Origin of the sequence: Paraburkholderia sp. HP33-1, from assembly GCF_021390595.1 — a bacterium.
GTDB lineage: Bacteria > Pseudomonadota > Gammaproteobacteria > Burkholderiales > Burkholderiaceae > Paraburkholderia.
The window spans coordinates 894,834-915,357 of sequence record NZ_JAJEJR010000002.1 but is presented as its reverse complement, the minus strand read 5'-3'; the positions used below and the strand labels follow the sequence as shown (position 1 = coordinate 915,357).

21 protein-coding genes and 1 pseudogene are annotated in these 20,524 nt (G+C 64.4%); 15 read left to right on the top strand and 7 right to left on the bottom strand.

Translation table 11 applies throughout. The annotated features are described in order from the left end of the window. Positions 1 to 84 precede the first annotated feature (84 nt). Complete coding sequence (locus L0U81_RS20215) at positions 85 to 399, bottom strand: hypothetical protein (protein WP_233805288.1); 315 nt, start codon at positions 397 to 399, stop codon at positions 85 to 87. A gap of 208 nt (positions 400 to 607) precedes the next feature. Between L0U81_RS20215 and L0U81_RS20210 the strand changes: the two genes are divergently transcribed. From L0U81_RS20210 to L0U81_RS20190, 5 genes are all read left to right on the top strand, one after another. Continuing rightward, positions 608 to 1,447: a universal stress protein gene (locus tag L0U81_RS20210; RefSeq protein ID WP_233805287.1), complete on the top strand. Its 840-nt coding sequence runs from the start codon at positions 608 to 610 to the stop codon at positions 1,445 to 1,447. 23 nt (positions 1,448 to 1,470) lie between these two features. After that, positions 1,471 to 1,593: a universal stress protein gene (locus L0U81_RS20205; RefSeq protein ID WP_233805286.1), complete on the top strand. Its 123-nt coding sequence runs from the start codon at positions 1,471 to 1,473 to the stop codon at positions 1,591 to 1,593. Further along, positions 1,590 to 2,417: a universal stress protein gene (locus L0U81_RS20200; protein ID WP_233805285.1), complete on the top strand. Its 828-nt coding sequence runs from the start codon at positions 1,590 to 1,592 to the stop codon at positions 2,415 to 2,417. Before L0U81_RS20205 ends, L0U81_RS20200 begins: the two co-directional genes overlap by 4 nt. A gap of 194 nt (positions 2,418 to 2,611) precedes the next feature. Further along, the gene (locus L0U81_RS20195) at positions 2,612 to 3,259 is read left to right on the top strand and encodes a response regulator (RefSeq protein WP_233805284.1); all 648 of its coding nucleotides are present in this window, start codon (positions 2,612 to 2,614) and stop codon (positions 3,257 to 3,259) included. Between the two features lie 75 nt (positions 3,260 to 3,334). After that, positions 3,335 to 4,228, top strand: a complete 894-nt coding sequence (locus L0U81_RS20190; protein ID WP_233805283.1) for an Acg family FMN-binding oxidoreductase — start codon at positions 3,335 to 3,337, stop codon at positions 4,226 to 4,228. Between the two features lie 106 nt (positions 4,229 to 4,334). Here L0U81_RS20190 and L0U81_RS20185 read toward each other — a convergent pair whose 3' ends face one another. Next, on the bottom strand, positions 4,335 to 5,750 hold the full coding sequence (locus tag L0U81_RS20185; RefSeq protein WP_233805282.1) for an IS1182 family transposase: 1,416 nt from the start codon (positions 5,748 to 5,750) through the stop codon (positions 4,335 to 4,337). Positions 5,751 to 5,827: 77 nt separating this feature from the next. Here L0U81_RS20185 and L0U81_RS20180 point away from each other — a divergent pair. Together L0U81_RS20180 and L0U81_RS20175 are read left to right on the top strand one after the other, a co-directional pair. Beyond that, positions 5,828 to 5,980: pseudogene (locus L0U81_RS20180) on the top strand (Acg family FMN-binding oxidoreductase); the annotation flags it as partial. Positions 5,981 to 6,085: 105 nt separating this feature from the next. Further along, positions 6,086 to 6,391 (top strand): c-type cytochrome, encoded by a 306-nt coding sequence (locus L0U81_RS20175; protein ID WP_233807866.1) that lies wholly within the window; start codon positions 6,086 to 6,088, stop codon positions 6,389 to 6,391. Between the two features lie 15 nt (positions 6,392 to 6,406). Here L0U81_RS20175 and L0U81_RS20170 read toward each other — a convergent pair whose 3' ends face one another. Next, positions 6,407 to 7,420 carry a hypothetical protein gene (locus L0U81_RS20170; RefSeq protein ID WP_233805281.1) on the bottom strand — a complete coding sequence of 338 codons (1,014 nt, stop codon included), beginning with the start codon at positions 7,418 to 7,420 and terminating at the stop codon, positions 6,407 to 6,409. Between the two features lie 334 nt (positions 7,421 to 7,754). Here L0U81_RS20170 and L0U81_RS20165 point away from each other — a divergent pair, with 334 nt between their 5' ends. Continuing rightward, complete coding sequence (locus L0U81_RS20165; protein ID WP_233805280.1) at positions 7,755 to 8,792, top strand: amino acid ABC transporter substrate-binding protein; 1,038 nt, start codon at positions 7,755 to 7,757, stop codon at positions 8,790 to 8,792. Positions 8,793 to 8,808: 16 nt separating this feature from the next. Continuing rightward, a complete protein-coding gene (locus L0U81_RS20160; protein ID WP_233805279.1) occupies positions 8,809 to 10,149 on the top strand; it encodes an SLC13 family permease in 1,341 nt (446 codons plus the stop codon). Between the two features lie 61 nt (positions 10,150 to 10,210). Here the strand turns inward: L0U81_RS20160 and L0U81_RS20155 are convergent, their stop codons facing one another. The 3 genes from L0U81_RS20155 to L0U81_RS20145 all read right to left on the bottom strand — a co-directional run bounded on the left by L0U81_RS20155 (position 10,211) and on the right by L0U81_RS20145 (position 13,653). Continuing rightward, the gene (locus tag L0U81_RS20155) at positions 10,211 to 11,305 is read right to left on the bottom strand and encodes an AI-2E family transporter (protein ID WP_233805278.1); all 1,095 of its coding nucleotides are present in this window, start codon (positions 11,303 to 11,305) and stop codon (positions 10,211 to 10,213) included. A gap of 148 nt (positions 11,306 to 11,453) precedes the next feature. Beyond that, a complete protein-coding gene (locus tag L0U81_RS20150; protein ID WP_233805277.1) occupies positions 11,454 to 11,636 on the bottom strand; it encodes a CsbD family protein in 183 nt (60 codons plus the stop codon). A 325-nt stretch (positions 11,637 to 11,961) separates the two neighbouring features. Next, positions 11,962 to 13,653 carry an AMP-binding protein gene (locus L0U81_RS20145; protein ID WP_233805276.1) on the bottom strand — a complete coding sequence of 564 codons (1,692 nt, stop codon included), beginning with the start codon at positions 13,651 to 13,653 and terminating at the stop codon, positions 11,962 to 11,964. 347 nt (positions 13,654 to 14,000) lie between these two features. On the opposite strand from L0U81_RS20145, the gene L0U81_RS20140 reads away from it, so the two are divergent. The 6 genes from L0U81_RS20140 (at position 14,001) to L0U81_RS20115 (ending at position 19,959) form a co-directional block, all read left to right on the top strand. After that, positions 14,001 to 15,047, top strand: coding sequence for an AraC family transcriptional regulator (locus L0U81_RS20140; protein ID WP_233805275.1), 1,047 nt, complete (start codon positions 14,001 to 14,003; stop codon positions 15,045 to 15,047). Between the two features lie 84 nt (positions 15,048 to 15,131). Continuing rightward, entirely contained in the window at positions 15,132 to 16,748 is a 1,617-nt protein-coding gene (locus L0U81_RS20135; protein ID WP_233805274.1) for an NfeD family protein, read from the top strand. Beyond that, positions 16,745 to 17,518 (top strand): slipin family protein, encoded by a 774-nt coding sequence (locus L0U81_RS20130; protein WP_233805273.1) that lies wholly within the window; start codon positions 16,745 to 16,747, stop codon positions 17,516 to 17,518. The genes L0U81_RS20135 and L0U81_RS20130 overlap by 4 nt, the downstream gene beginning before the upstream one ends. Before the next feature lie 68 nt (positions 17,519 to 17,586). Next, positions 17,587 to 17,850 carry a DUF4148 domain-containing protein gene (locus tag L0U81_RS20125; protein WP_233805272.1) on the top strand — a complete coding sequence of 88 codons (264 nt, stop codon included), beginning with the start codon at positions 17,587 to 17,589 and terminating at the stop codon, positions 17,848 to 17,850. A 144-nt stretch (positions 17,851 to 17,994) separates the two neighbouring features. Next, the gene (locus tag L0U81_RS20120) at positions 17,995 to 18,489 is read left to right on the top strand and encodes a YaiI/YqxD family protein (RefSeq protein WP_233805271.1); all 495 of its coding nucleotides are present in this window, start codon (positions 17,995 to 17,997) and stop codon (positions 18,487 to 18,489) included. Positions 18,490 to 18,657: 168 nt separating this feature from the next. Next, a complete protein-coding gene (locus L0U81_RS20115; protein WP_233805270.1) occupies positions 18,658 to 19,959 on the top strand; it encodes an NCS2 family permease in 1,302 nt (433 codons plus the stop codon). A 151-nt stretch (positions 19,960 to 20,110) separates the two neighbouring features. On the opposite strand, the gene L0U81_RS20110 is transcribed toward L0U81_RS20115, so the two are convergent. After that, positions 20,111 to 20,401 carry a DUF1488 domain-containing protein gene (locus L0U81_RS20110; protein WP_233807864.1) on the bottom strand — a complete coding sequence of 97 codons (291 nt, stop codon included), beginning with the start codon at positions 20,399 to 20,401 and terminating at the stop codon, positions 20,111 to 20,113. Positions 20,402 to 20,524: the final 123 nt, after the last annotated feature.

Here is a 20,524-nt window from a genome sequence, read left to right as displayed (position 1 = left end):
TCGGCCGCCGCGCGATCTTCCCAACTAAGCCACACGATACGCGGCGGATTTGATGCACGTCAACGCGAGTCGGGCCGCCCTCGGTCAGTGCGTGCGCGCTCGCGCTGCGATCGTCTCGAGTTCCTGTTCCGCGAGATCGAACGTGCCGCGAATCGCTGCCTCGGCGTCCTCACCGGAGCAATGAGCGATGGGCCTGAATTCGTGCGCGGACGTGATGAGATCGAGCCTCACGTCGTAATGCGGGCCGGCGTGGTCCGGACGCATCGCCTCGATCGCCAGATGGCAGGTGGATACGAGCGCGCCGAACCGGGCGAGACGCAACAGCTGGACCCCAGCCTCCGCTTCGAGCTGCGCCGCCCCCGGGAAGCCGAGATAGACGATCTCCATGCCGATGCCCATCCTCCCCTCCCGCCTCGAAGTCAGTGCGTGTGCATATCCATTCCTGTCACTGTAGAAGCACGCCGCTTGCGGCGCTTGACCTGCATCAACCGGCGTGCAGCATGGGCGCGCTTGATCTGCGTCAACAGCCGCGCCTACCCGGCCCATAGACTCGATCTCAGCACGGGCTGACGCCCGTCCCTGCACGTTCTGTCACGGAGCCCCGGCGATGAGCTACAAAAGCATTCTCGTTCACCTCGATACGAGCGTTCCCGCTCATCCACGCTTCGAAATCGCGTTGCAGCTCGCGCACCGCTTTCATGCGAGGCTGACCGGCCTGTTTTCGACCTACGTGCCGCCGCGCCACGCGTTCTTCGTGATGGCCGGCACCGCCGTGTACTACGCGGAACACGAGCGCCTGCGCCACGAACGCGCCGGCGCGCTCGAGCGGCAGTTTCATGCGGAACTCGCGCGCACGAAAATCGACGGTCAGTGGATCGCCCCGGAGGGCTACGCGAACGACGTCGTGCCGCAATACGCCCGCCTCACCGATCTGATCGTGCTCGGGCAGACGGACCCGGTCGATCCCGAGGCCTTCGTCGCCGAACAGTTCGTCGAGCACATCGTGCTGTCGGCCGGGCGTCCCGTGTTGCTGGTGCCGTCGGCAGGCAGCGTCGCGCCGCCGGGGCGGCACGTGCTGGTCGCGTGGGACGGCAGCCGGGAAGCCACCCGTGCGATCCACGACGCGCTGCCGTTCCTTGCGCATGCCGCAAACGTGTCGCTGTTGAGGGTCCATTCACCGAGCGATCAATCGCCGCGCGACCGGATTCCGGGCGCCGACATCGCGCTGACCATCGCGCGTCACGGCGTGAAGATCGACGTGCGCGAGGTGAGCGTCGAAGCCGACACGCCGGTGGGAGACGCGCTGCTGTCGCAGGCTTCGAACCTCGGCTGCGACATGATCGTGATGGGGGCGTACGCGCATTCGCGGCTGCACGAAGTCGTACTGGGCGGCGCGACGCGCACGATGCTGCAGTCGATGACCGTGCCGGTGCTGTTGTCCCGCTGAAGTTCGCGTTCACGGAGACCACCATGTTTCACCGCCTACTCGTCGCGCTCGATGGCAACGACACCGCCTCCCGTGCATTCGACACCGCGTTGAACCTCGCCGCCGACGAGGCCGTCCCGGCCTCCGTCGAAAAGGAGCTGACATGAGCTACAAGACTCTGCTCGTTCACATCGACGATAGCCGCCGCAGCGACACACGCGTCGCAGTCGCGCTCGATCTCGCGCAGCGTTGGGACGCGCACCTGATCGGGCTGTACGTCGTGAGCAAGGACCTCGCGAGGCCGCTGTTCGGCCTCGACGACCACTTCGCTGCCAAGCTCACCGCGCAGGCGGACGTACGGCGGCAAACGGCGCGGGAGGCGTTTCTCACTGCGGCCGGGCGCGCCGGCCGCGCCGCGGAGTGGCGCGCCCCGGCGGGCCCGCCGGTCGACATCACGACGCTGCATGCGCGGCACGCCGACCTGCTGGTGCTTGGCCAGCCCGACCCGCTCGACGCCGCCGCCTACGTCGACGAGCACTTCATCGGCGACGTCGTACTCGGAGCGGGCCGGCCCGCGCTCGTGATTCCGCGCGCGGGAGCCGTGCCGACTCTCGGAGAAAACGTGCTGATCGCGTGGGACGGCAGCCGCGAAGCCTCGCGCGCGATCGCCGACGCGCTGCCGCTGCTCCAACACGCGCGCTTCGTCGGCATCGACGTCGTCAGGAGTACGGATGCCGGGAACACCGCACCCGGCGCAATCGACGTCGCCGCGTGGCTCGCCGCGCACGGCATACGCGCTTCGTTCTCGACGACGTCGCGTCATGGCATTGTCGGCACGGGCGCGACGCTGCTGAACCGGGTATCGGATCTGCACGCCGATCTGCTCGTGCTGGGCGCATACGGCCATTCGCGCGTGCGCGAGCGCGTGTGGGGCGGCGTCACACGGACGATGCTCGAGTCGATGACGGTGCCCGTCCTGATGGGACACTGAGCGGCCGCGCCGACTCCGATATCGCCTGGCTCCAGCACCGTCGAAATGACTCTGCACACAGACGGGTCGCACTGCCTGCTTCGGAAAGCGGATAATGAATGAGGAGCCAATCGCAAGACAGCCGAAGGCGAAGGTCTGGACAAACCGTTTGTTCCGTTTGCCGTGCAATCGATGCAACAGGAAGACATCGACCCATGATCAAGGTGTTGCTGGCCGACGACCACACGCTCGTGCGCGACGGGCTGCGCCATATCCTGCAGCAGGCGAGCGGCTTCGAAGTGGCCGGCGAGGCGTGCGACAGCGCGACGACGCTCGCGCTGATCCGCGCGACACATGCGCACGTGCTCGTGCTCGACCTGTCGATGCCGGGACGCAATGGCATCGAGTTGATCAAGCAGATCAAGGACGAAAAACCTGACCTCCGAATTCTCGTCTTGACCATGCACGCCGAGCAGCAGTATGCAGTGCGCGCTTTCAAGGCGGGCGCATCCGGCTACCTGACCAAGGAGAGCGCGAGCGCGGAGCTGGTCGGCGCGGTGACGAAAGTCGCCTCCGGCGGCGTCTACGTGAGCCTCGCGATGGCCGAGCGCTTCGCGCAGCATCTGAACGAGCCTGCCGACGCGCTGCCGCACCAGCGGCTGTCCGATCGCGAATTCGACGTGTTCCGGCGCCTCGTCGAAGGCCAGAGCATCACCGAGATCGCCAACGAACTATGCGTCAGCGTGAAGACGATCAGCACGCACAAGACGCGCATCCTCGACAAAATGCAGATGCCGAACGAGAACGGGCTCGTTCGCTACGCGATCCGCCATAAGCTGTTCGACGACGAAACTGGCCTGTAACGCCTTCCGGCCCTGCCCTCGCTTTAACGACAGGAACCGCGTGCTTGCGGCCACGATCCGACAGGAGATTTCGAGATGACCGATACCGCTCGACAAGATGCCTGGGAAATCGGCGAACCGCACTTCCCCCCCTCCACGCCACTGGAGCAGCAGTTGCGTTTTGCGCTGCACTATGCGGTGCTCGCGCCGTCGAATCACAACACCCAACCGTGGCGGTTCATCGTCGACGGCGAGACGGTACAGCTCTGCGCCGACCGCATGCGCGCGCTCCCCGTCGTCGATCCTTTCGATCGCGAACTTCTGATGAGCTGCGGCGCGGCGTTGTTCAATCTTCGCGTGGCGCTGTGCCGTCTCGGTCTCGCGTATGCGATCACGCTGTTTCCGTCGGAAGCGGATCCTGACATCGTTGCGCACGTACGCGTGTCGCGCGACGGGCCTCGCGACCCAAAGTTGCACGATCTTTTCGACGCGCTGACGGTGCGCGTGACGACGCGTGCGCCGTTCGTCGATGAACCCGTTCCGGCGGCGCTGCAACGCAAGCTTCACGACGCCTGCGACGACGAGGGCGCGATTGCCTGCTGCGTGGAGCAACAGCCCGCGCGCGAGGCGCTCGCGCAACTGATCGCCGACGCCGATCATGCGCAGTTCGCGGACCCGCGTTTCAGGCGCGAGCTCGCCAGCTGGGTCCATCCGCTGCGACGCGACGACGGCATGCCCGCTTACGGTACGGCTGTTGGCGCGCTGCTCGATTTCGCGGCGCCGCTCGTCACCCTGGCCGTCCGCGTAATCGATGCGGGGGCGGGCCAGGCTGCCACGCATCAGCATCTCGTGCAAGGCTCGCCGCTGATGGTCGGCATTGCCACGATGCGCGACGACCGCGAGGCATGGCTTGCGGCCGGACAGGCGCTCGAACGGATGCTGCTGGTCGCGGCATCCGCGGGACTGACCGCTTCCTATCGATTGTGTTGAAAAAGTCTTGTTTTGGTCGGAGACGCAGGAGTTCGCAGCACGTTTTCGAGTTGTGGCGATCGGCGAAGCGGCGACCTTGAACGAGGCAACGGTCCCCCGTTGCTCGTCATGCAACGGTCTGGTTCATCTGCTTGCTTCCAGGCATGAACCGCTTGGCCATTCTTCGCAGGTTTTGCGCAGTCGCTGCCATCAGGAACTCATCATGAGCACCGCTTGGACCTCGCAGTCGCAAACGGTCCAGTTTCAGGATGCGTTTGAGATGCGCAAAGAGCATTTCCACCTTCTTTCGCTCACGGCAAGATCGCTTGTATTCAGGCGTCTTCGCAATACGCCTGGCCTCGTCGCGTGCAGCTTCATGGATGCTGCGGGCAATCTTGCGGAATGGTGTATTCGGGCAGCAGCGCTCCTTCATCGAACAGCTCCCGCAGTCGAGCGGGCTTGCCCGATAGATGATCGTGTCTGCCTTCGTGATGCGCGAGCGCGGATTCCTGAATTTGCGCCGATCACTGCGTAGTGCGTGCCCGGTAGGACAGCGATATTCATTAGCGAGTTCATCCCATCGGAACTCGCTGCTGGACAATGTATTGTCCTTGCGCGTCGTTTTATCCCAGACCGGAACATGTGGTGCAATTTCCTTCTCTTCGATCATCCAGGCAAGCATCGCTGCTGAGCCATACGCGGTGTCGCCTGCAAGACGTCGAGGTTTGAGATCGCGCCGCTGCTCAACGCGATCAATCATCGTCCTGGTTGATTCCACTTCGTGGGAACGGTTCGCGGGCGTCGCCTCGACGTCAACGATGATCCCTGCTTGCAGGTCAATCAGATAATTGGTCGAGTAGGCGAAGAACGGCAAGCCACCCTTGGCGGCTGTCCAGCTCGCAGCGGGATCCGTCAGGGATATCCTCTTTGGAGGCGTCGATGACTCTGTCATCTCCGCCGCTTCGGTGCCTGCTGGATTCGCTTCTTCCAACGCTTCCAGATACTCCCGCACGGCACGGCTTTGGCCCTTGACACAACCCCAGTCGATGGGTTCAGAACCCGGAACACCGCGTACAGAACTCGCGTCGGCTCTGATGATGCTCGCGTCAATCGCGAATCCTTCACCCTTTACGAGCCCTTCGGACATGCACCGACCCAGTACCGACTCGAACACATGGCGCAGCACATCGCTATCGCGGAAGCGACCGTGGCGGTTCTTGGAGAATGTCGAGTGTTCGGGTACGGCGTCCTCCAGGCCCAGGCGGCAGAACCATCGATACGCCAGATTCAGATGCACTTCTTCGCATAGCCTGCGCTCGGACCGGATGCCGAAACAGTAGCCCACAATCAACATGCGGATCATGAGCTCCGGATCAATCGATGGCCGTCCCATGGGACTGTAGAACGGCGCAAGATGCTGGCGTAGATCACGCAGATCAAGAAAGTGATCGATGCCTCTCAACAGGTGCTCGCGAGGGACGTGACTATCGAGGTTGAACGAGTAGAAGAGTTTGTCCTGTCCGCTGCCCAGTTGACCCATCATGACGAATCACTCCCGTCGATCGATGGCTTCCAGGATACCCAACAATCCGCATGCCGGGCGACTTTTTCAACACAATCTATCTGAACCAGCCGATCGAAGTGGACCCGCTGCGTGAGCGGCTCCGCACGCTGCTGCACACGGATGCGGTCCCGCAGCTTCTGCTTCGTGTCGGACGCGGCCCGCGTGTGAGCCATGCGCCGCGGCGGCCACTGGCCGATGTCGTGTCCTGATACGTTTGATCGAGGTCAACCAGCACCGATTCGCCATCCGTACACTGATCTTATTTCTGGTGCGGGAGCTTTGCCGTGATCGTGCGAATCCGAAATCGTCTACTCATATGCGCGGCGCTTGCGCTGACAGCCGGCCTCGCCTACGGCGAACCCGAGCCGAGCGCGCTCGTCGATCAGCAGCACTGCATGTTTTGCCATACACGCGATGCGCCGTTTCTCGCGCCGTCGTTCCAGCAGATCGCCGAGCACTATCGCAACGTGCCCGACGCGCAAACGATGCTCGAGCAGAAGCTGCGGCTCGGCGGCAAGGCGCACTGGGGCGATACGCCGATGCCGCCGGCAGTCGAGCGCGGCGGGCCGCTGTCGGCCGGGGACGCGCACACGCTCGTGCAATGGGTACTCAGCCAATGAGCCCGGATGGCGACGTCACAGTGCACGCATCGCGGCGTCGATATGCAATCCGGCTCGCAGCAGTTCCGCACGAGGATAACGCACGAGTGCGAATGCGCGCGTCCGGGGTGGATCACCAGGAATCCGAGCAACTCGGAACTCGATTTCGTGGCTCGCCTGAGTATCGTCCTGTCTGATCACGTTCATGAGATCCAGACGAATGCTGCGTCTTTCGACATACAAGTGGTCGGTGGGATGGGAGTAAACGTCGCAAACCCGATCGAGTTCAAGTTCGACCGCCTCGGTTGGAACGCGAAGGGCAGCCAGGTTGCGGGCGTTCTCTTCAATCTGAACCTCCAGCCGGGCCAGTTCGTCAGCATCGGCATCCGGTCGATCTCCGAGCACCGAGCGGATACCCACGCCGCGGCGTTCGAGCAAAGCCACTCGCGCTTCGAGAAGCTCGCGTCCTTTCGCGACGAGGTCACGTCGATCTACAGCGAGTCGGGCTAGCCCTTCGAGCGCCAGTTGGTCCACCAGCCGCCGCGCAATTTCGTCGCGGAGGTCGGTCTCCGTTCGACCGCAGATGATGATGCGATGGTCGCTGAAGCACAGCTTGGTCTGGGCGACGTCATGGCGCACCAGCTCGCCCTCGAGCGCAACGCCGAGTACGCGTCGCTCGTACATCGCCATGCCGAGCGTCGCGTATGCGTGGGTAAGGTCGGAATTTTGCGCGAAGAAGCCGCGCAGTTGTTCCGAACGGCTGAAAATCTTAGCCAGATCATCAGGCGTGGCGAAGAATGCGCGAATGAATGGATCAGTGGACCAGGCAGCCGCATTGGCCTCATGCGAAGGGGGCAAAGAGGCGGTCAATCTGTCGATGTAGTCCAGCGAAACGGCGACTGCGTAGCCGAGCCGTTCCTTGTGGCGCTGCGCCAGTCGCAAACGCGGGTTGACCGCGATGGCGCGATCGATCATTTCATCGAGGCGCACAGTCCCGCTTTGTGGATGTTGCGCGTGCTTTTGGCCCGATAGCCAGGCAAGGAAACCCATATCTCCACCTGTCGTGAGGAAATTGCGTTACCCGCTGCTGATCCGTCGCAGGCGACAGGGTTCGCCGGGACAGTCGAGATCGACTTTAAGGGTCCGCGGCCGCGTCGTTTTGATCTGCGTCAACACGAGACGATGCGCCTTTCAATGTAGGAATTGATTTGCCTGTGGACCAGTTGGAAACCATGCGCCAATGTGGCTTAGGTAACGTTCAGTGCCCGTTCGCTGTGAGTTACTGATCAGGATCAACTCGCAGCCCTTGTGGCGGTCTTGTCCAGACCGACTCTCGCGCTGAATCGAACCAGGACATCAAACGGCATGTTCGGGGGACGAACTCATGACCCACGCGGCCCGAATCGTAGGCACGATACTGCTTGGCGTGTTGCTCGCCTTGACCGGCGCTCTGTCGGATGCGGAAGCGGCCGATGGAGAGACCCTGATCAATGTGAGGGCGCGTGGCGTGCTGCGCTGCGGCGTGAGCGAGGGCATTACGGGCTTCTCTTCCCGGGACACCGCCGGACATTGGGCGGGTATCGATGTGGATTTCTGCCGCGCGTTGGCCGCGGCGGCGCTTGGCGACAGGGACAAGGTCGCGTTCGTCCCGCTCAAGGCGTCCGCGCGATTTCCAGCGCTTCAGACAGGCCAGATCGATGTCCTCTCGCGCAATACGACTTGGACATTGCTTCGTGAGGGCGCATTGAAGGTGCAGTTCGCGGGCGTGCTGTTTTATGACAGCCAGGCCTTCATGGTTCCAGGCCAGGGTCAAAAGCAGTCGGTTGCATCGCTCGAAGGGAGCACGGTGTGCGTGCAGAAGGACACTTCCACACTCGATCATCTGATCGCTTATTCGAGCGCAAACGGATTGAATCTCAAGCCCCTGGTGATGGATTCCGCGGACGACTCGAGCCGCGCATTCTTCGCGGGCCGCTGTGCGGCGTACTCGGCGGACTCGTCTTACCTGCAGGCGCTACTCCTGCGCGCACCCGGTGGTGCAGCGGCCTTTGCGATTCTTCCCGAAAGGATTGCGAAGGAGCCGCTTGGACCCGTCGTGCGTGGCGGTGATGAACCATGGCTTACGCTCGTCCGGTGGGTGCTCCTGACGCTGATAGCAGCCGAAGAACTTGGCGTGACACGGGAAAACCTTCAGGCGCGCACGAGCGAGCCGGCCGTTCAGCAGGCGCTCGTGCCCGACGACTCGGTCACCCGGACGATCGGCGTCGAACCCGGCTGGACGCTACGGGCCCTGCAAAGCGCGGGCAATTATGGAGAGATGTTCGACCGGAACGTCGGAGCGCACAGTCCTCTGCGCCTCGAGCGTGGAATCAACGCGTTGTGGACGCATGGCGGCCTGATGTACGCGCCGCCAGTTCGATAGGTCACGCGAGGCCCACATGAGCGATCTACAGGTCTATATCGTCGTCGGGGTCTTCTCGGCCGTCATCCTCGCGATCGCTTTCAATGTGATCGACATGGCCGTGGCGGCGCTGGTCGGCATGTGCGCGCTGATTGCGCTGAACATACTCGACGAGCAGGATCTTCTCGCGGCGGCCCGAATCGCGGCGGGACCGATCAGCCTGCTGTTCGGAGGCATGGTGGTCGCCCGCATCCTGTCGACAACGGGTCTCTTCGACGTGATCGGCGACTTGTACCTTCGGGCGACCGGCGGGAGTGGCAGACGCTTCCTGCTTCTGCTGATCGTGATTGTCGCGCCGCTGTGTGCGTTCCTGCCGAATGCAACCACGGTCATTCTGATCGCGCCGATTATCATCCGGGTGGCGGTGGCCCTCGACGTAGACATCGTTCCACCGATGATCCTGACCGCGATAGTCAGTAATGCAGCCGGGCTGCTGACGCTGGTCGGCGATCCGGCGACGTTCCTCGTCGGCAGCTCGATCGGCATGACGTTCGGCGAATATCTGAACCGCGTTAGTGCAGGCGGACTGCTGGCGCTGCTTGTGATCGTGCCGTTGCTGCCTTTCCTGATGCGCGATATCTGGAAAGTCCGCAGGAGCTTACCGCCCACCGAGCACGCTGCGCGAATCACAAGACCCGTGTACGCAGCTGTGTCACTCGCGGTGCTGGCGGCCATGATGGTGCTGTTCGTGTTTGGCGAAAATCTGCCCACGCGCATCGTGCCGCCCGTGGTCGCGCTGATTGCCAGTGCGCTGGCGCTGCTGGTCGGCTACGCGGCGAGGATCGAGCCGACTGAGAACGTGCTGCGCGACGTCGACTGGAAGACCCTTCTGTTCCTCGCGTCCATCTTCTGTCTGGTTCAGGCAATGGCGAAGACAGGTCTTCTTCAGGTCATGTCGCTCAAGCTCTATCAGGTGTTCGGTACGCAACTGTCGCTCGTTGCACTGGCGATGATCGCGGGGATCGGCGTGCTCTCTTCACTGCTCGCCAATGTACCCGTAGCCGCCGCGTCGATTGTGATGGTCAAGGGTTACCTGGTGACGGCGCAGTTCGTGCCCGAGGTCGCGCTGTCGGATCAGTTCACGCAGTGGCCAGCGGCCACCATTCCGGTGTTCGTCGCCATGATGTTCGGCGCGACGCTCGGCGGAAATGCCACACTCGTTGGTGCTTCGGCGAACATCGTGTCAGCGGGAATCTGCGAGCGCGAAGGCAAGCCCGTCACCTTTGCGCGGTTCCTTCGCTACGGGTTGCCGGTGACGATCGCGCAGCTCGCGGTATCGGCCGTCTACGTGCTCGCGCTTGCGCGTTTCATGCGGTAAAACCGACCTGCGCCTGTCACGTGCACATGGCGCGCGGCGCGACGATGCCTCGCGCGTTGCGCTACGCCTCGTCGTCGGCTCTGCCCGTCAGCGCGTGCCGCGCGGCGTCGCCCTGCTCGTGCGACTCCGCGTAAAACATTTGCGCCCGGCGAATCACGATTTTGAGCGCCGCGATCACCGGCACCGCGAGAAAAATCCCCGCGACGCCGCCAAGCTGATCGCCCGCGAGCAGTCCGACGATCACCAGAAACGGACTGACCTCGACGCCCTCGCTCATCAGATACGGATTGAGCACGTAGTCCTGAAACAGCCGATACAGCCCGATAAAAAGCAGCAGCCACAAGATATGCGGAAAGCCGCTGAACACCGCGACCACGAGCGTGATCGCTATCGCGGCAAGCGGCCCCGCGAACGGCACGAATTCGAGCAGCGCCGCGCTGACCGCGAGCAGAAACGCGTACGGCACACCGAACAACGAGAACGCAACCCCGTAGCACAGCAGCGTGGCGAGCGACAGAAGCAGCAGCGCGCGTACGTACTTCGACAGCAGCACGTTCACATCGTCGACGATCTCGCTCCATAGCATGCGATGCGGCCGGTTCATCAGCGCGAGAAACGCTTCGCGCATCTTCTCGCCGTCCTTGATCAGCAGGAAGCTCAGGATCGGAATCAGCACCAGATAGATCACGTTGCTCGCCGCATGCACGACGCCGAGCCCGACGCTGCGCGCCAGCGGAACTGCCTTGTCGGAGCCGGTCTCGATCTGGCTGCGCACGAAATCGAGGATCCGCTCGCGCAACGGTTCGAGAAAATGCGGCAGCGGCAGGCGGTTCTGCACGTCAGTGCGCAGCAGCGCGGGCAGTTGCTTGACGAGGCGGGACGCCTGATCCTGCAATTCCACGCCGAACACCGAACCCACCACCGCGAGCAGCGCGACCACGACGACGAACACGAATGCGATCGACGCGACGCGTGGCACGCGGCGCGGCCTCACGCGTTCAACCAGCGCCACCATCGGGTAGATCAGATAGCTGAAGAACACCGCGAACACGACGACGAGCACCGTCGTCGACGCGATGTAGATGATGAAAAACAGCAGACCGATCAGAAACGCGGTCCAGACTTTCCTGGCCGCGCCGACGTCGAATCCCAGCATGAGGCGTCCTCGAATGGGCGATGCGAGTCCGGCGCGACGCGGCGCGCACCGACGGCGTGCGAAAAGCCTCGCACGTGGTGCGTCAGCGCACGGCTTGCGTGCCTGACGTGATGCGCTCCAATCCGGGTCGGTGAAGCTGCGGCGCGCGCTAACTCTTCACACGCTCACGCAGTTCATCGGCCTCTTCACCGATTCTCGCCTGCATACGCCCGGCTATCTTTTCGGCCGCTCCTTCGGCCTGCTTCGCGCGATTGCCGGTCACCTTGCCGATCGCTTCCTTGACCGACCCCTTCAGTTCCTTCGCCGTACCTTCTACACGATTCTTGTCCATGATGCCTTCCTGCTGGTTTGGACTGTGGAGTTGCCTGCTGGCGTTGCAACGAAACAGCCAAGGTGCGGCGCGACGCGCCGCGTTATGGCGCGGATCGCTTCGTGTGAGGCGATTCGCGTCGGAGCAACCTTAAACCTCAAGCATGCACCGTTCCCGGCGCCCACGGCGCAGCGCAGAACCGCATGACTTCGGCCTTCAGGATGTCCTCTGGTATCGCATAGTAGATCGGATAACCCGACCTCAGATATAGCTGCAATTGCAATACTTCGTAACAGCGCCCCAATGCCAGGCATACCTAATGGCGGGCGAACTTCAATCAAGACAGTCAACGCAAATCGGGAAAATCCTCTTCCCAGTACTCGTCGGGCAGACGCGCGGGTTCCGCCGCGCGCTCCATTTCGCGGCGCCGCAACTCGACGCGGCGGATCTTGCCGGAGATCGTCTTCGGCAGTTCGCTGAATTGCAGGCGACGAATCCGCTTGTACGGCGCGAGTTTTTCGCGCGAGAACGCGAACACCGCGCGCGCGAGTTCGGGACCGGCCTCGTAGCCCTGGCGCACGGTGACGAACGCTTTCGGCACCGACAGACGCAACGCGTCCGCGCTCGGCACGACGGCCGCCTCGCCGATCGCCTCGTGTTCGATCAGCACGCTTTCGAGTTCGAACGGACTCAAACGATAGTCGGACGACTTGAACACGTCGTCCGAGCGGCCGACGTACACGTAGTAGCCGTCGTCACGACGCAGCGCAACATCCGATGTGCGATAGAAGCCGTTGCGCATCGCCTGCGCGGTCGCGGCCGCATTGTTTGCATAGCCGGTCATCAAGCCTAGCGGCCGTGCGGCGAGCGTCAGCGCGATTTCGCCTTCGCCGACGGGGTGGTCGTCGGCGTCGAGCAGTTCGACCCGGTAGCCCGGCAGCGGACGCCCCATCGAGCCGGACACGACCGGCTGGCCCGGGGAATTGCCGATCTGGCAGGTCGTTTCGGTCTGGCCGTAACCATCGCGAATCGTGATACCCCACGCGTGCTTCACGCGCTCGATGATCTCCGGGTTCAGCGGCTCGCCCGCGCCGACGATCTCGCGCAGCTTCACCGGATAATCGCCGAGCCGCTCCTGCACGAGCATGCGCCAGACGGTCGGCGGCGCGCACAGCGTAGTGACGTTAAAGCGCACGAGCGCGGCGAGCGTGTCCTTCGGGACGAAGCGCGCGTAATTGAACACGAACACGCAGGCCTGCGCGTTCCACGGCGCGAAGAAGCAGCTCCACGCGTGCTTGGCCCAGCCCGGCGAGCTGATGTTCCAATGGATGTCACCGGGTTGCAGGCCGATCCAGTACATCGTCGACAGATGCCCGACCGGATAGCTCTGATGCGTATGCTCGACGAGCTTCGGCTTCGACGTGGTGCCGGACGTGAAGTACAGCAGCAGCGGATCGCTGGCGCGCGTGACGCCGTCCGGTGTGAAATGCGGCGAGGCCTCGTACGCGGCGGCGAGATCGATCCAGCCGTCGCGCGGCGCGCCGGCCGAGAAGCGTGTGAGCGGCAGGTCGAGCGCATCGAATTTGCCCAGCTCCGCGCTATCGACGACGACGCACTTCGCGCCGCCGATCTGCACGCGCTCGCGCACGTCATCGGCGGATAGCTGTGTGGTCGCGGGCAGGACGATCGCACCGAGCTTCATCGCGGCGAGCATCACGTCCCATAGCTCGACCCGGTTTGGCAGCATCAGCAGCACGCGGTCGCCGCGGCCGACGCCCGCGCCGCGCAGAAAATTCGCCATCCGCGACGAGCGCTCCGACATCTGCGCGTACGACAGACGCAGGCCGTCGCCTGAAGGATCGTCGACGATCCACAGCGCGGGGTTGTCGTTATCACGCGCGATTTCGTCGAAGTAGTCGAGCGCCCAGTTGAACTCACCGAGCGCGGGCCATGCGAACTCGCGGTACGCACGGTCGTAGTCGGTGCGATGGCGCACCAGCAGATCGCGCGCTTCGAGAAAGGCTTTCGCTGCTGTCATCGTCGTCTCCTGTTTTGCCCGGTCTTTTTTTTTGTTGCCGCCGCTGTGCCTCGACCAGGCACCGGCGGCGAGGCTATTGTGCGCTCAAACGGCACCATCAAACACGGCTGTCCGTGACTGCGTCATCGCTGGTGCTGACGAGCGTTCCGGCGATCGCGGCAATGCGGCAAGTGTAGGCAAGCGGCTGGCGCCGCTCGATGCCAGCTCCGCTCATTCTTGCTGAGCGCCTTTACCATACTGCTACCATACGGGTGCACAGCGGGGTGCACAGCGCCCCGTTATGTCAGGGGCTTGAGAAACCGCAACCCGCCACCGCTGAGCGCTTTTGCCAGACCCACCGGAACCCGATGAAAAGCGACAAAGGCACGATCTCCGTCAGTCTCGTCGAGGAAACGCTCGCGCTTGCGAAGGCGCGCGGGCTCGACACGCGACCGCTCGCGGAAGCGGCCGGCATCGCCGCACCGATGCTCGCGTCGCCGAAAAGCCGTGTGTCGTCGGCGCAATATGGCGCGCTGTGGGCCGGCATCGCACGCGCACTCGACGACGAGTTCTTCGGCCAGGACTCGCATCCGATGAAATGCGGCAGCTTCATCGCGATGACGCAGATGGCGCTCGGCGCGCGCAACGGCGCGCAAGCTCTTTCGCGCGCGGTCGGCTTCATGCGGCTCGTGCTCGACGATCTCGGCGCGACGATCGACACCGACGCGCAACGCGTGCGCCTGAAGTTCATCGAACGCGTGGGCACACGCAAGCCCGCGATGTTCGCTTACGCGACGTATTTCATCCTCGTGTACGGGCTCGTGTGCTGGCTCGTGGGCCGGCGCATTCCGTTGCTCGAGGCGCGCTTTCGCTGCGCTGCGCCGCCCGCCGCGCACGAGTACCGGCTGATGTTCTGCGAAGACATGCATTTCGACGAGCCCGAGTCGTACGTCGATCTCGACCCTGCCTTTCTCGAACTGCCGGTGATCCAGACCTCGCGCTCGGCGCGCCCGTTTTTGCGCGAAGCGCCAGGCAGCTTCATCGTCAAGTACCGTAATCCGGGTTCGCTCGCCGCGAGCGTGCGCAAAACGCTGCGCGCGCTGCCGATGTCGAACTGGCCTGCCGCCGATCAGATGGCCGCGCGCCTGCACGTCGCCGAGGCGACGATGCGGCGGTATCTGAAGCAGGAGGGCCACACGTATCAGTCGATCAAGGACGCGCTGCGGCGCGACATCGCCATCGCCGAACTGCAGCGCACGCAGCGCACCATCGCCGATATCGCGAACGCCGTCGGTTTCGCGGAGCCGAGCGCGTTTCATCGCGCGTTCCGCAAATGGACCGGCATGCGGCCGGCCGACTATCGGCCGGCCCGGACCGCCGGGGCCGATCTCACGCGACGCGCCGAATCGGACTAAGCTTTAAGCGGCAACAGGCCAGCCTTGAGCGAGGTATCGGCCCGCGCCACCGGTTCACACCGGCAGGCGCGGCGGCCGTCAGCGATGAACACGTCTCCGCGTCTCCCGCTCCGGCAGTCCGGTTCGCGCAGGCCGCTTATCCGCGGCGGCATCGTGGACCGTTTGATGCGCGGCATCGCCGTGCTCGGCGCGCTATGCGCGATCGGCTTCGCGACCCGCGAAGCGCTGGCGCCGGTGCAGCCGGCCAACGCGGCGAGCGCGGCAAGCCTCGCCGCCGCGACCGCGAACAGCGTCGTCGTGATTCCGGTCAACGGCGCGATCGGGCCGGGCAGCGCCGATTTCATCGTGCGTGGTTTGCAGCGCGCCACCACCCAGCGGGCGCAGCTCGCGGTGCTGCAGCTCGATACGCCCGGCGGCCTCGATACCTCGATGCGACAGATCATCAAGGCGATCCTCGCCTCGCCCGTGCCCGTGGCGACCTTCATCGCACCAAGCGGCGCGCGCGCCGCCAGCGCCGGCACCTACATCGTCTACGCGAGCCATATCGCGGCGATGGCGCCGGGTACGAACCTCGGCGCGGCGACCCCGATCGAGATGGGCATCGGCGGCAACGAGCCGCCCGCGGGTGGCGGCCCGCCGGGTGCGCCGGGACTGCCGGACATGCACACGCTGCCTGGCAGCGCGTCCGCACCCGCCGCTTCGTCGCCTAACGCGTCGCCCCAAGCCGCCGGCGCCCTGCCGCTCGACACCCAATCGACCGAGATGCGCAAGCAGCTCCACGATGCCGCCGCCTACATCCGCGGCCTCGCGCAGATGCGCGGCCGCAACGCCGACTGGGCCGAGCGCGCGGTCCGCGAAGCGGTGAGCCTGTCCAATGAAGAAGCGCTTGCGCAGCACGTCGTCGATATCGTCGCGCGCGACGTGCCCGACCTGCTGCGCCAGCTGAACGGCCGCACGATCGTCACGAGCGCCGGCAGCGTCACACTGCAGACCGCGCATGCGCCGCTCATCACGCTGGAACCCGACTGGCGCAGCCGCTTTCTCGCCGTGATCACCGATCCGAGCGTCGCGCTGGTTCTGCTGATGCTCGGCATGTACGGCCTGTTTTTCGAATTCGCGAATCCGGGCTTCGTGCTGCCCGGCGTGGTCGGCGCGATCAGCCTGCTGCTCGGCCTGTTCGCGATGCAGATGCTGCCGATCAGCTACGTCGGCCTCGGGCTGATCTTTCTCGGCATCGCCTTTCTGATCGGCGAGGCGTTTCTGCCGACCTTCGGCTCGCTCGGCTTCGGCGGCATAGTCGCATTCGTGGTCGGCGCGATGATGCTGATGGATACCGAAGTGCCCGGCTACGGCATCCCGCTGCCGTTGATCGCGGCGGTCGTCGTGTTCAGCGCCGCGTTCGTGTTCGGCGTGGCGCAGCTCGCGCTGCGCGCGCGGCGGCGGCCGGTGGTGACGGGCTCGGAGGCATTGATCGGCTGCGTCGGGGTGGTGCTGGAAGGCGGCCTGCTGCCCGAACCCGAACACGTGGCGGGCGGCACGCTGGCCGGCTGGGCGCGTGTGCACGGCGAGCGCTGGCGCGTATTGAGCACGATGCCGGCCGCGCCAGGGCAAAGCGTGCGCGTCACGGCGCGCAACGGCCTCACGCTGACCGTGATGCCTGTCACCCCGGTCGACGTCATACAACAAGGAGAACGCTCATGATCGGCTTCACATTCGGCTTCAGTAGCATCCTGATCCTGCTCGTGGCCGCGCTGATTGCGTCGTCGGTGCGGATCTTTCGCGAGTACGAACGCGGCGTCGTGTTCATGCTCGGCCGCTTCTGGAAGGTCAAGGGGCCCGGGCTCGTGCTGATCATTCCTATCGTGCAGCAGGTGGTCCGCATGGACCTGCGCACAGTCGTGTTCGACGTGCCGACGCAGGACGTGATCACGCGCGACAACGTCTCGGTAAAAGTCAACGCGGTCGTGTATTTCCGCGTGGTCGATCCGGAAAAGGCGGTGATCCAGGTCGCGCGCTACTTCGAGGCGACCAGCCAGCTGGCGCAGACGACGCTGCGCGCGGTGCTCGGCAAGCACGACCTCGACCAGTTGCTGTCCGAGCGCGAGCAGCTCAATACCGACATCCAGAAGGTGCTCGATGCGCAAACCGACGCGTGGGGGATCAAGGTGTCGATCGTCGAGATCAAGCACGTCGATATCAACGAAACGATGATCCGCGCGATCGCGCGTCAGGCCGAAGCCGAGCGCGAGCGGCGCGCGAAGGTGATTCACGCGGAAGGCGAATTGCAGGCGTCGAGGCAATTGCTGGAGGCGGCGCAGACGCTCGCGCGGCAGCCGCAGGCGATGCAGCTGCGCTATCTGCAGACGCTGACGACGATCGCCGCCGACAAGAACTCGACGATCGTGTTTCCGCTGCCGATCGACCTGGTGAGCGCGGTCATGGAACGGTTCAACAGGTCTTCGGCACCATAAGACGATCCCGGAGCGCACCGGAAAACCGGAACGCCCGGCTGTTTTTTCCCGCTCCCCAGGAGCCCATCATGCACATGTTTCCCCGCATTGGACTCGGCGCGCTATTGGCCGCCGTGAGTATCAGCACCGTCTACGCGCAAGCGGTGACGCAGCCCGCCGACCCGTCGGCGCCGAAAACGCGCGCTCAGGTCCGCGCCGACCTCGTCGACTGGCTCGCCGCCGGCTACGACCCGAACGACTGGGTCAACTATCCGGAGAACGCGCAGCGCGCAGGCCGCATCGTCGCGCAACGGCGCGCGCAGCAAGGCGACACTCCGATGAACGTGCAGTAACGCGGTCGCGGCTTCCGTAGCCGCAGCCGCCTGAATGCCGCCCGCCGCGGGCGGCATGGGTACGGCTTGCGCCGCGGCAAGGTATCATCCCGTCCCTTCAACCCCTACGCAGCAAACCATCCGCACTCAGCCGGAACCCGCACCATGCCAATCTGGGTCGATGCCGACGCCTGCCCGGCCGTCGTCAAGGACATGCTCTATCGCGCGGCGCGCCGGACCGGCATGCCGCTGACGCTGGTCGCCAATGCGTTCCTGCGCGTACCGCCGTCGCCGCTGATCCGCGCGATCCAGGTGCCCGCCGGCTTCGACGCCGCCGATCAACTGATCGTCGAGCGCGTCGCCGCGGGCGATCTCGTGATCACCGCCGACATTCCGCTGGCCGCCGCCGTGCTGGCAAAAAACGCCCATGCGCTCGATCCGCGCGGTAACTGGTACACGCCCGGCACGATCGAAGAACGGCTGCGGATGCGCTCGATGCTCGACCAGTTGCGCGCGAGCGGCGTCGACACGGGCGGCCCGGCCGCCTTCAGCGCGCGCGACGGCAAGACGTTCGCTGGCGAACTCGATCGCTGGCTCGCACGCCACGCGCCGCGCGGTGATGCGCCGGCGCCACACTCGGGCGGCCAACCGTCCGCCTGACGGGCCTGGGCGACCTGCCGGCTCCTACGTCAGCGCCGGGACGCCGCCATTCGTGTCTACAATTCCGCGGTAACACCGCCGCGCGGGCCGCTTTGCGCGGCCGCGCAGCGACTGCCCCAATCACAAAGAATTCCTTTCTGACCGACGCGAGAGAAAAAGACCCGCAAAATGGACTCGATCAAACGCTACTTCGGCTTCGACGCCGTCGGCACCAACCTGCGCACCGAAGTGCTAGCCGGCGTGACCACATTCCTGACGATGGCCTACATCATCTTCGTGAACCCGGCGATTCTCGGCGACGCCGGGATGCCAAAGAGCGCGGTGTTCGTCGCGACCTGCATCGTGGCCGCGCTTGCGTCGCTGATCATGGGTCTATACGCGAATTACCCGATCGCGCTCGCGCCCGGCATGGGCCTGAACGCGTACTTCGCGTACACGGTCGTCAAGGGCATGGGCTATACGTGGGAGGCCGCGCTCGGCGCGGTGTTCGTCTCCGGCTGCCTGTTCCTGATCGTCACGCTGTTCCGCGTGCGCGAGGTCATCGTCAAGGGCATTCCGCATTCGATCCGGATCGCGATCACCGGTGGTATCGGCCTCTTTCTCGCGATCATTTCGCTGAAGTCGGCCGGCATCGTGGTCGGCAATCCGGCGACACTCGTCACGCTGGGCAATCTGCATGACCCGCACGTCGTGCTCGCCGCGATCGGCTTCTTCGCCATCGTCACGCTCGATCATCTGCGTGTGCGCGGTTCGATCCTGATCGGCATCGTCGGCGTGACGATCCTGAGCTTTTTCTTTGGCGGCAACCAGTTTCACGGCATCGTGTCCGCGCCGCCGTCGATCGCGCCGACGCTGTTCCAGCTCGATATCCGCAGCGCGTTGGCGAGCGGCGTGCTGAACGTGGTGCTGGTGTTCTTCCTCGTCGAGCTGTTCGATGCGACCGGCACGCTGATGGGCGTCGCGAACCGCGCGGGGCTGCTCGTCGAAGGCCAGATGCATCGGCTGAACCGCGCGCTGCTCGCCGACAGCACTGCGATCCTCGCCGGCTCGATGCTCGGCACGTCGTCGACGACCGCATATATCGAAAGCGCATCGGGCGTGCAGGCCGGTGGCCGTACCGGCGTCACCGCGATCACGGTCGCCGTGCTGTTTGTCGCGGCACTTTTTTTCGCGCCGCTCGCCGAAGTCGTGCCGCCGTATGCAACCGCGCCCGCGCTGCTGTACGTATCGTGCCTGATGCTGCGCGAAATGCTCGACCTGCCGTGGGACGACGCGACCGAAGTCGTGCCGGCCGCGCTGACCGCGCTGCTGATGCCGTTCACCTACTCGATCGCGAACGGGGTCGCATTCGGCTTCATCTCGTACGCGGCGCTCAAACTGCTGACGGGCCAGGCGCGCAAGGTGAAGCTCGTCGTCTGGATCATCGCGGCGATTTTCCTGTTCCGGTATTTCTATCTCGGCAGCGAGTGAGGATGGAAGTCGGCTACGTGCCGCCGACGGATTTGACGCGGTCACGGCTTGCGCGCGACCGGGATGAGGATGACGCGGAACTGTGCGCTTCGGCAGCAATAACGCTTGCCGAAGCTTCAATGCCGACAACCAGTCGATGACGCCCGGTCAGTCAGGTACGCCAGTTCGCCTCATAAAAACGTACGTAACCGCTTCTGAGCACGAGACACTGTGCGCGCGTTTCCGACAAGAGCCGGCGCGTGGCGGCCTCGATGCGGGGCCGGTGCGCGTCGAACGCGACGATCATGTCTTCCAGACGGGGCGATGCGGCGCCAAAGTGATCTTCGAGCGCTTCCGCGGTGATCATGCACTCCACCCTCTGCCCATCGACCATTGCCGGAAACGCCAGAGTAAGTTCGCGACCTGAATATTCAGGGGCTTCGTTCGGAAATAGGATCTGCATGGGAGTCACCTGGAAGAGTGCGCGCACGATGCGCTCAGGGTAATGCGCGCGCGGGTTGCTTGCTGTCGCGTCGCCGCTCTTTCCTCCTTGTCCCATGCAGTCGACGCGGGCCCTCACCTCGAC

Bases quoted from the DNA above. Each gene is read 5' to 3' on its own strand.
- L0U81_RS20125 (WP_233805272.1), top strand. From the start codon at position 17,587: ATGCACATGTTTCCCCGCATTGGACTCGGCGCGCTATTGGCCGCCGTG.
- L0U81_RS20165 (WP_233805280.1), top strand. From the start codon at position 7,755: ATGACCCACGCGGCCCGAATCGTAGGCACGATACTGCTTGGCGTGTTG.
- L0U81_RS20205 (WP_233805286.1), top strand. From the start codon at position 1,471: ATGTTTCACCGCCTACTCGTCGCGCTCGATGGCAACGACACCGCCTCC.
- L0U81_RS20115 (WP_233805270.1), top strand. From the start codon at position 18,658: ATGGACTCGATCAAACGCTACTTCGGCTTCGACGCCGTCGGCACCAAC.
- L0U81_RS20150 (WP_233805277.1), bottom strand. From the start codon at position 11,636: ATGGACAAGAATCGTGTAGAAGGTACGGCGAAGGAACTGAAGGGGTCG.
- L0U81_RS20155 (WP_233805278.1), bottom strand. From the start codon at position 11,305: ATGCTGGGATTCGACGTCGGCGCGGCCAGGAAAGTCTGGACCGCGTTT.
- L0U81_RS20135 (WP_233805274.1), top strand. From the start codon at position 15,132: ATGAACACGTCTCCGCGTCTCCCGCTCCGGCAGTCCGGTTCGCGCAGG.
- L0U81_RS20195 (WP_233805284.1), top strand. From the start codon at position 2,612: ATGATCAAGGTGTTGCTGGCCGACGACCACACGCTCGTGCGCGACGGG.
- L0U81_RS20110 (WP_233807864.1), bottom strand. From the start codon at position 20,401: ATGCAGATCCTATTTCCGAACGAAGCCCCTGAATATTCAGGTCGCGAA.
- L0U81_RS20215 (WP_233805288.1), bottom strand. From the start codon at position 399: ATGGGCATCGGCATGGAGATCGTCTATCTCGGCTTCCCGGGGGCGGCG.
- L0U81_RS20200 (WP_233805285.1), top strand. From the start codon at position 1,590: ATGAGCTACAAGACTCTGCTCGTTCACATCGACGATAGCCGCCGCAGC.
- L0U81_RS20170 (WP_233805281.1), bottom strand. From the start codon at position 7,420: ATGGGTTTCCTTGCCTGGCTATCGGGCCAAAAGCACGCGCAACATCCA.
- L0U81_RS20190 (WP_233805283.1), top strand. From the start codon at position 3,335: ATGACCGATACCGCTCGACAAGATGCCTGGGAAATCGGCGAACCGCAC.
- L0U81_RS20130 (WP_233805273.1), top strand. From the start codon at position 16,745: ATGATCGGCTTCACATTCGGCTTCAGTAGCATCCTGATCCTGCTCGTG.
- L0U81_RS20160 (WP_233805279.1), top strand. From the start codon at position 8,809: ATGAGCGATCTACAGGTCTATATCGTCGTCGGGGTCTTCTCGGCCGTC.
- L0U81_RS20210 (WP_233805287.1), top strand. From the start codon at position 608: ATGAGCTACAAAAGCATTCTCGTTCACCTCGATACGAGCGTTCCCGCT.
- L0U81_RS20145 (WP_233805276.1), bottom strand. From the start codon at position 13,653: ATGACAGCAGCGAAAGCCTTTCTCGAAGCGCGCGATCTGCTGGTGCGC.
- L0U81_RS20120 (WP_233805271.1), top strand. From the start codon at position 17,995: ATGCCAATCTGGGTCGATGCCGACGCCTGCCCGGCCGTCGTCAAGGAC.
- L0U81_RS20185 (WP_233805282.1), bottom strand. From the start codon at position 5,750: ATGATGGGTCAACTGGGCAGCGGACAGGACAAACTCTTCTACTCGTTC.
- L0U81_RS20140 (WP_233805275.1), top strand. From the start codon at position 14,001: ATGAAAAGCGACAAAGGCACGATCTCCGTCAGTCTCGTCGAGGAAACG.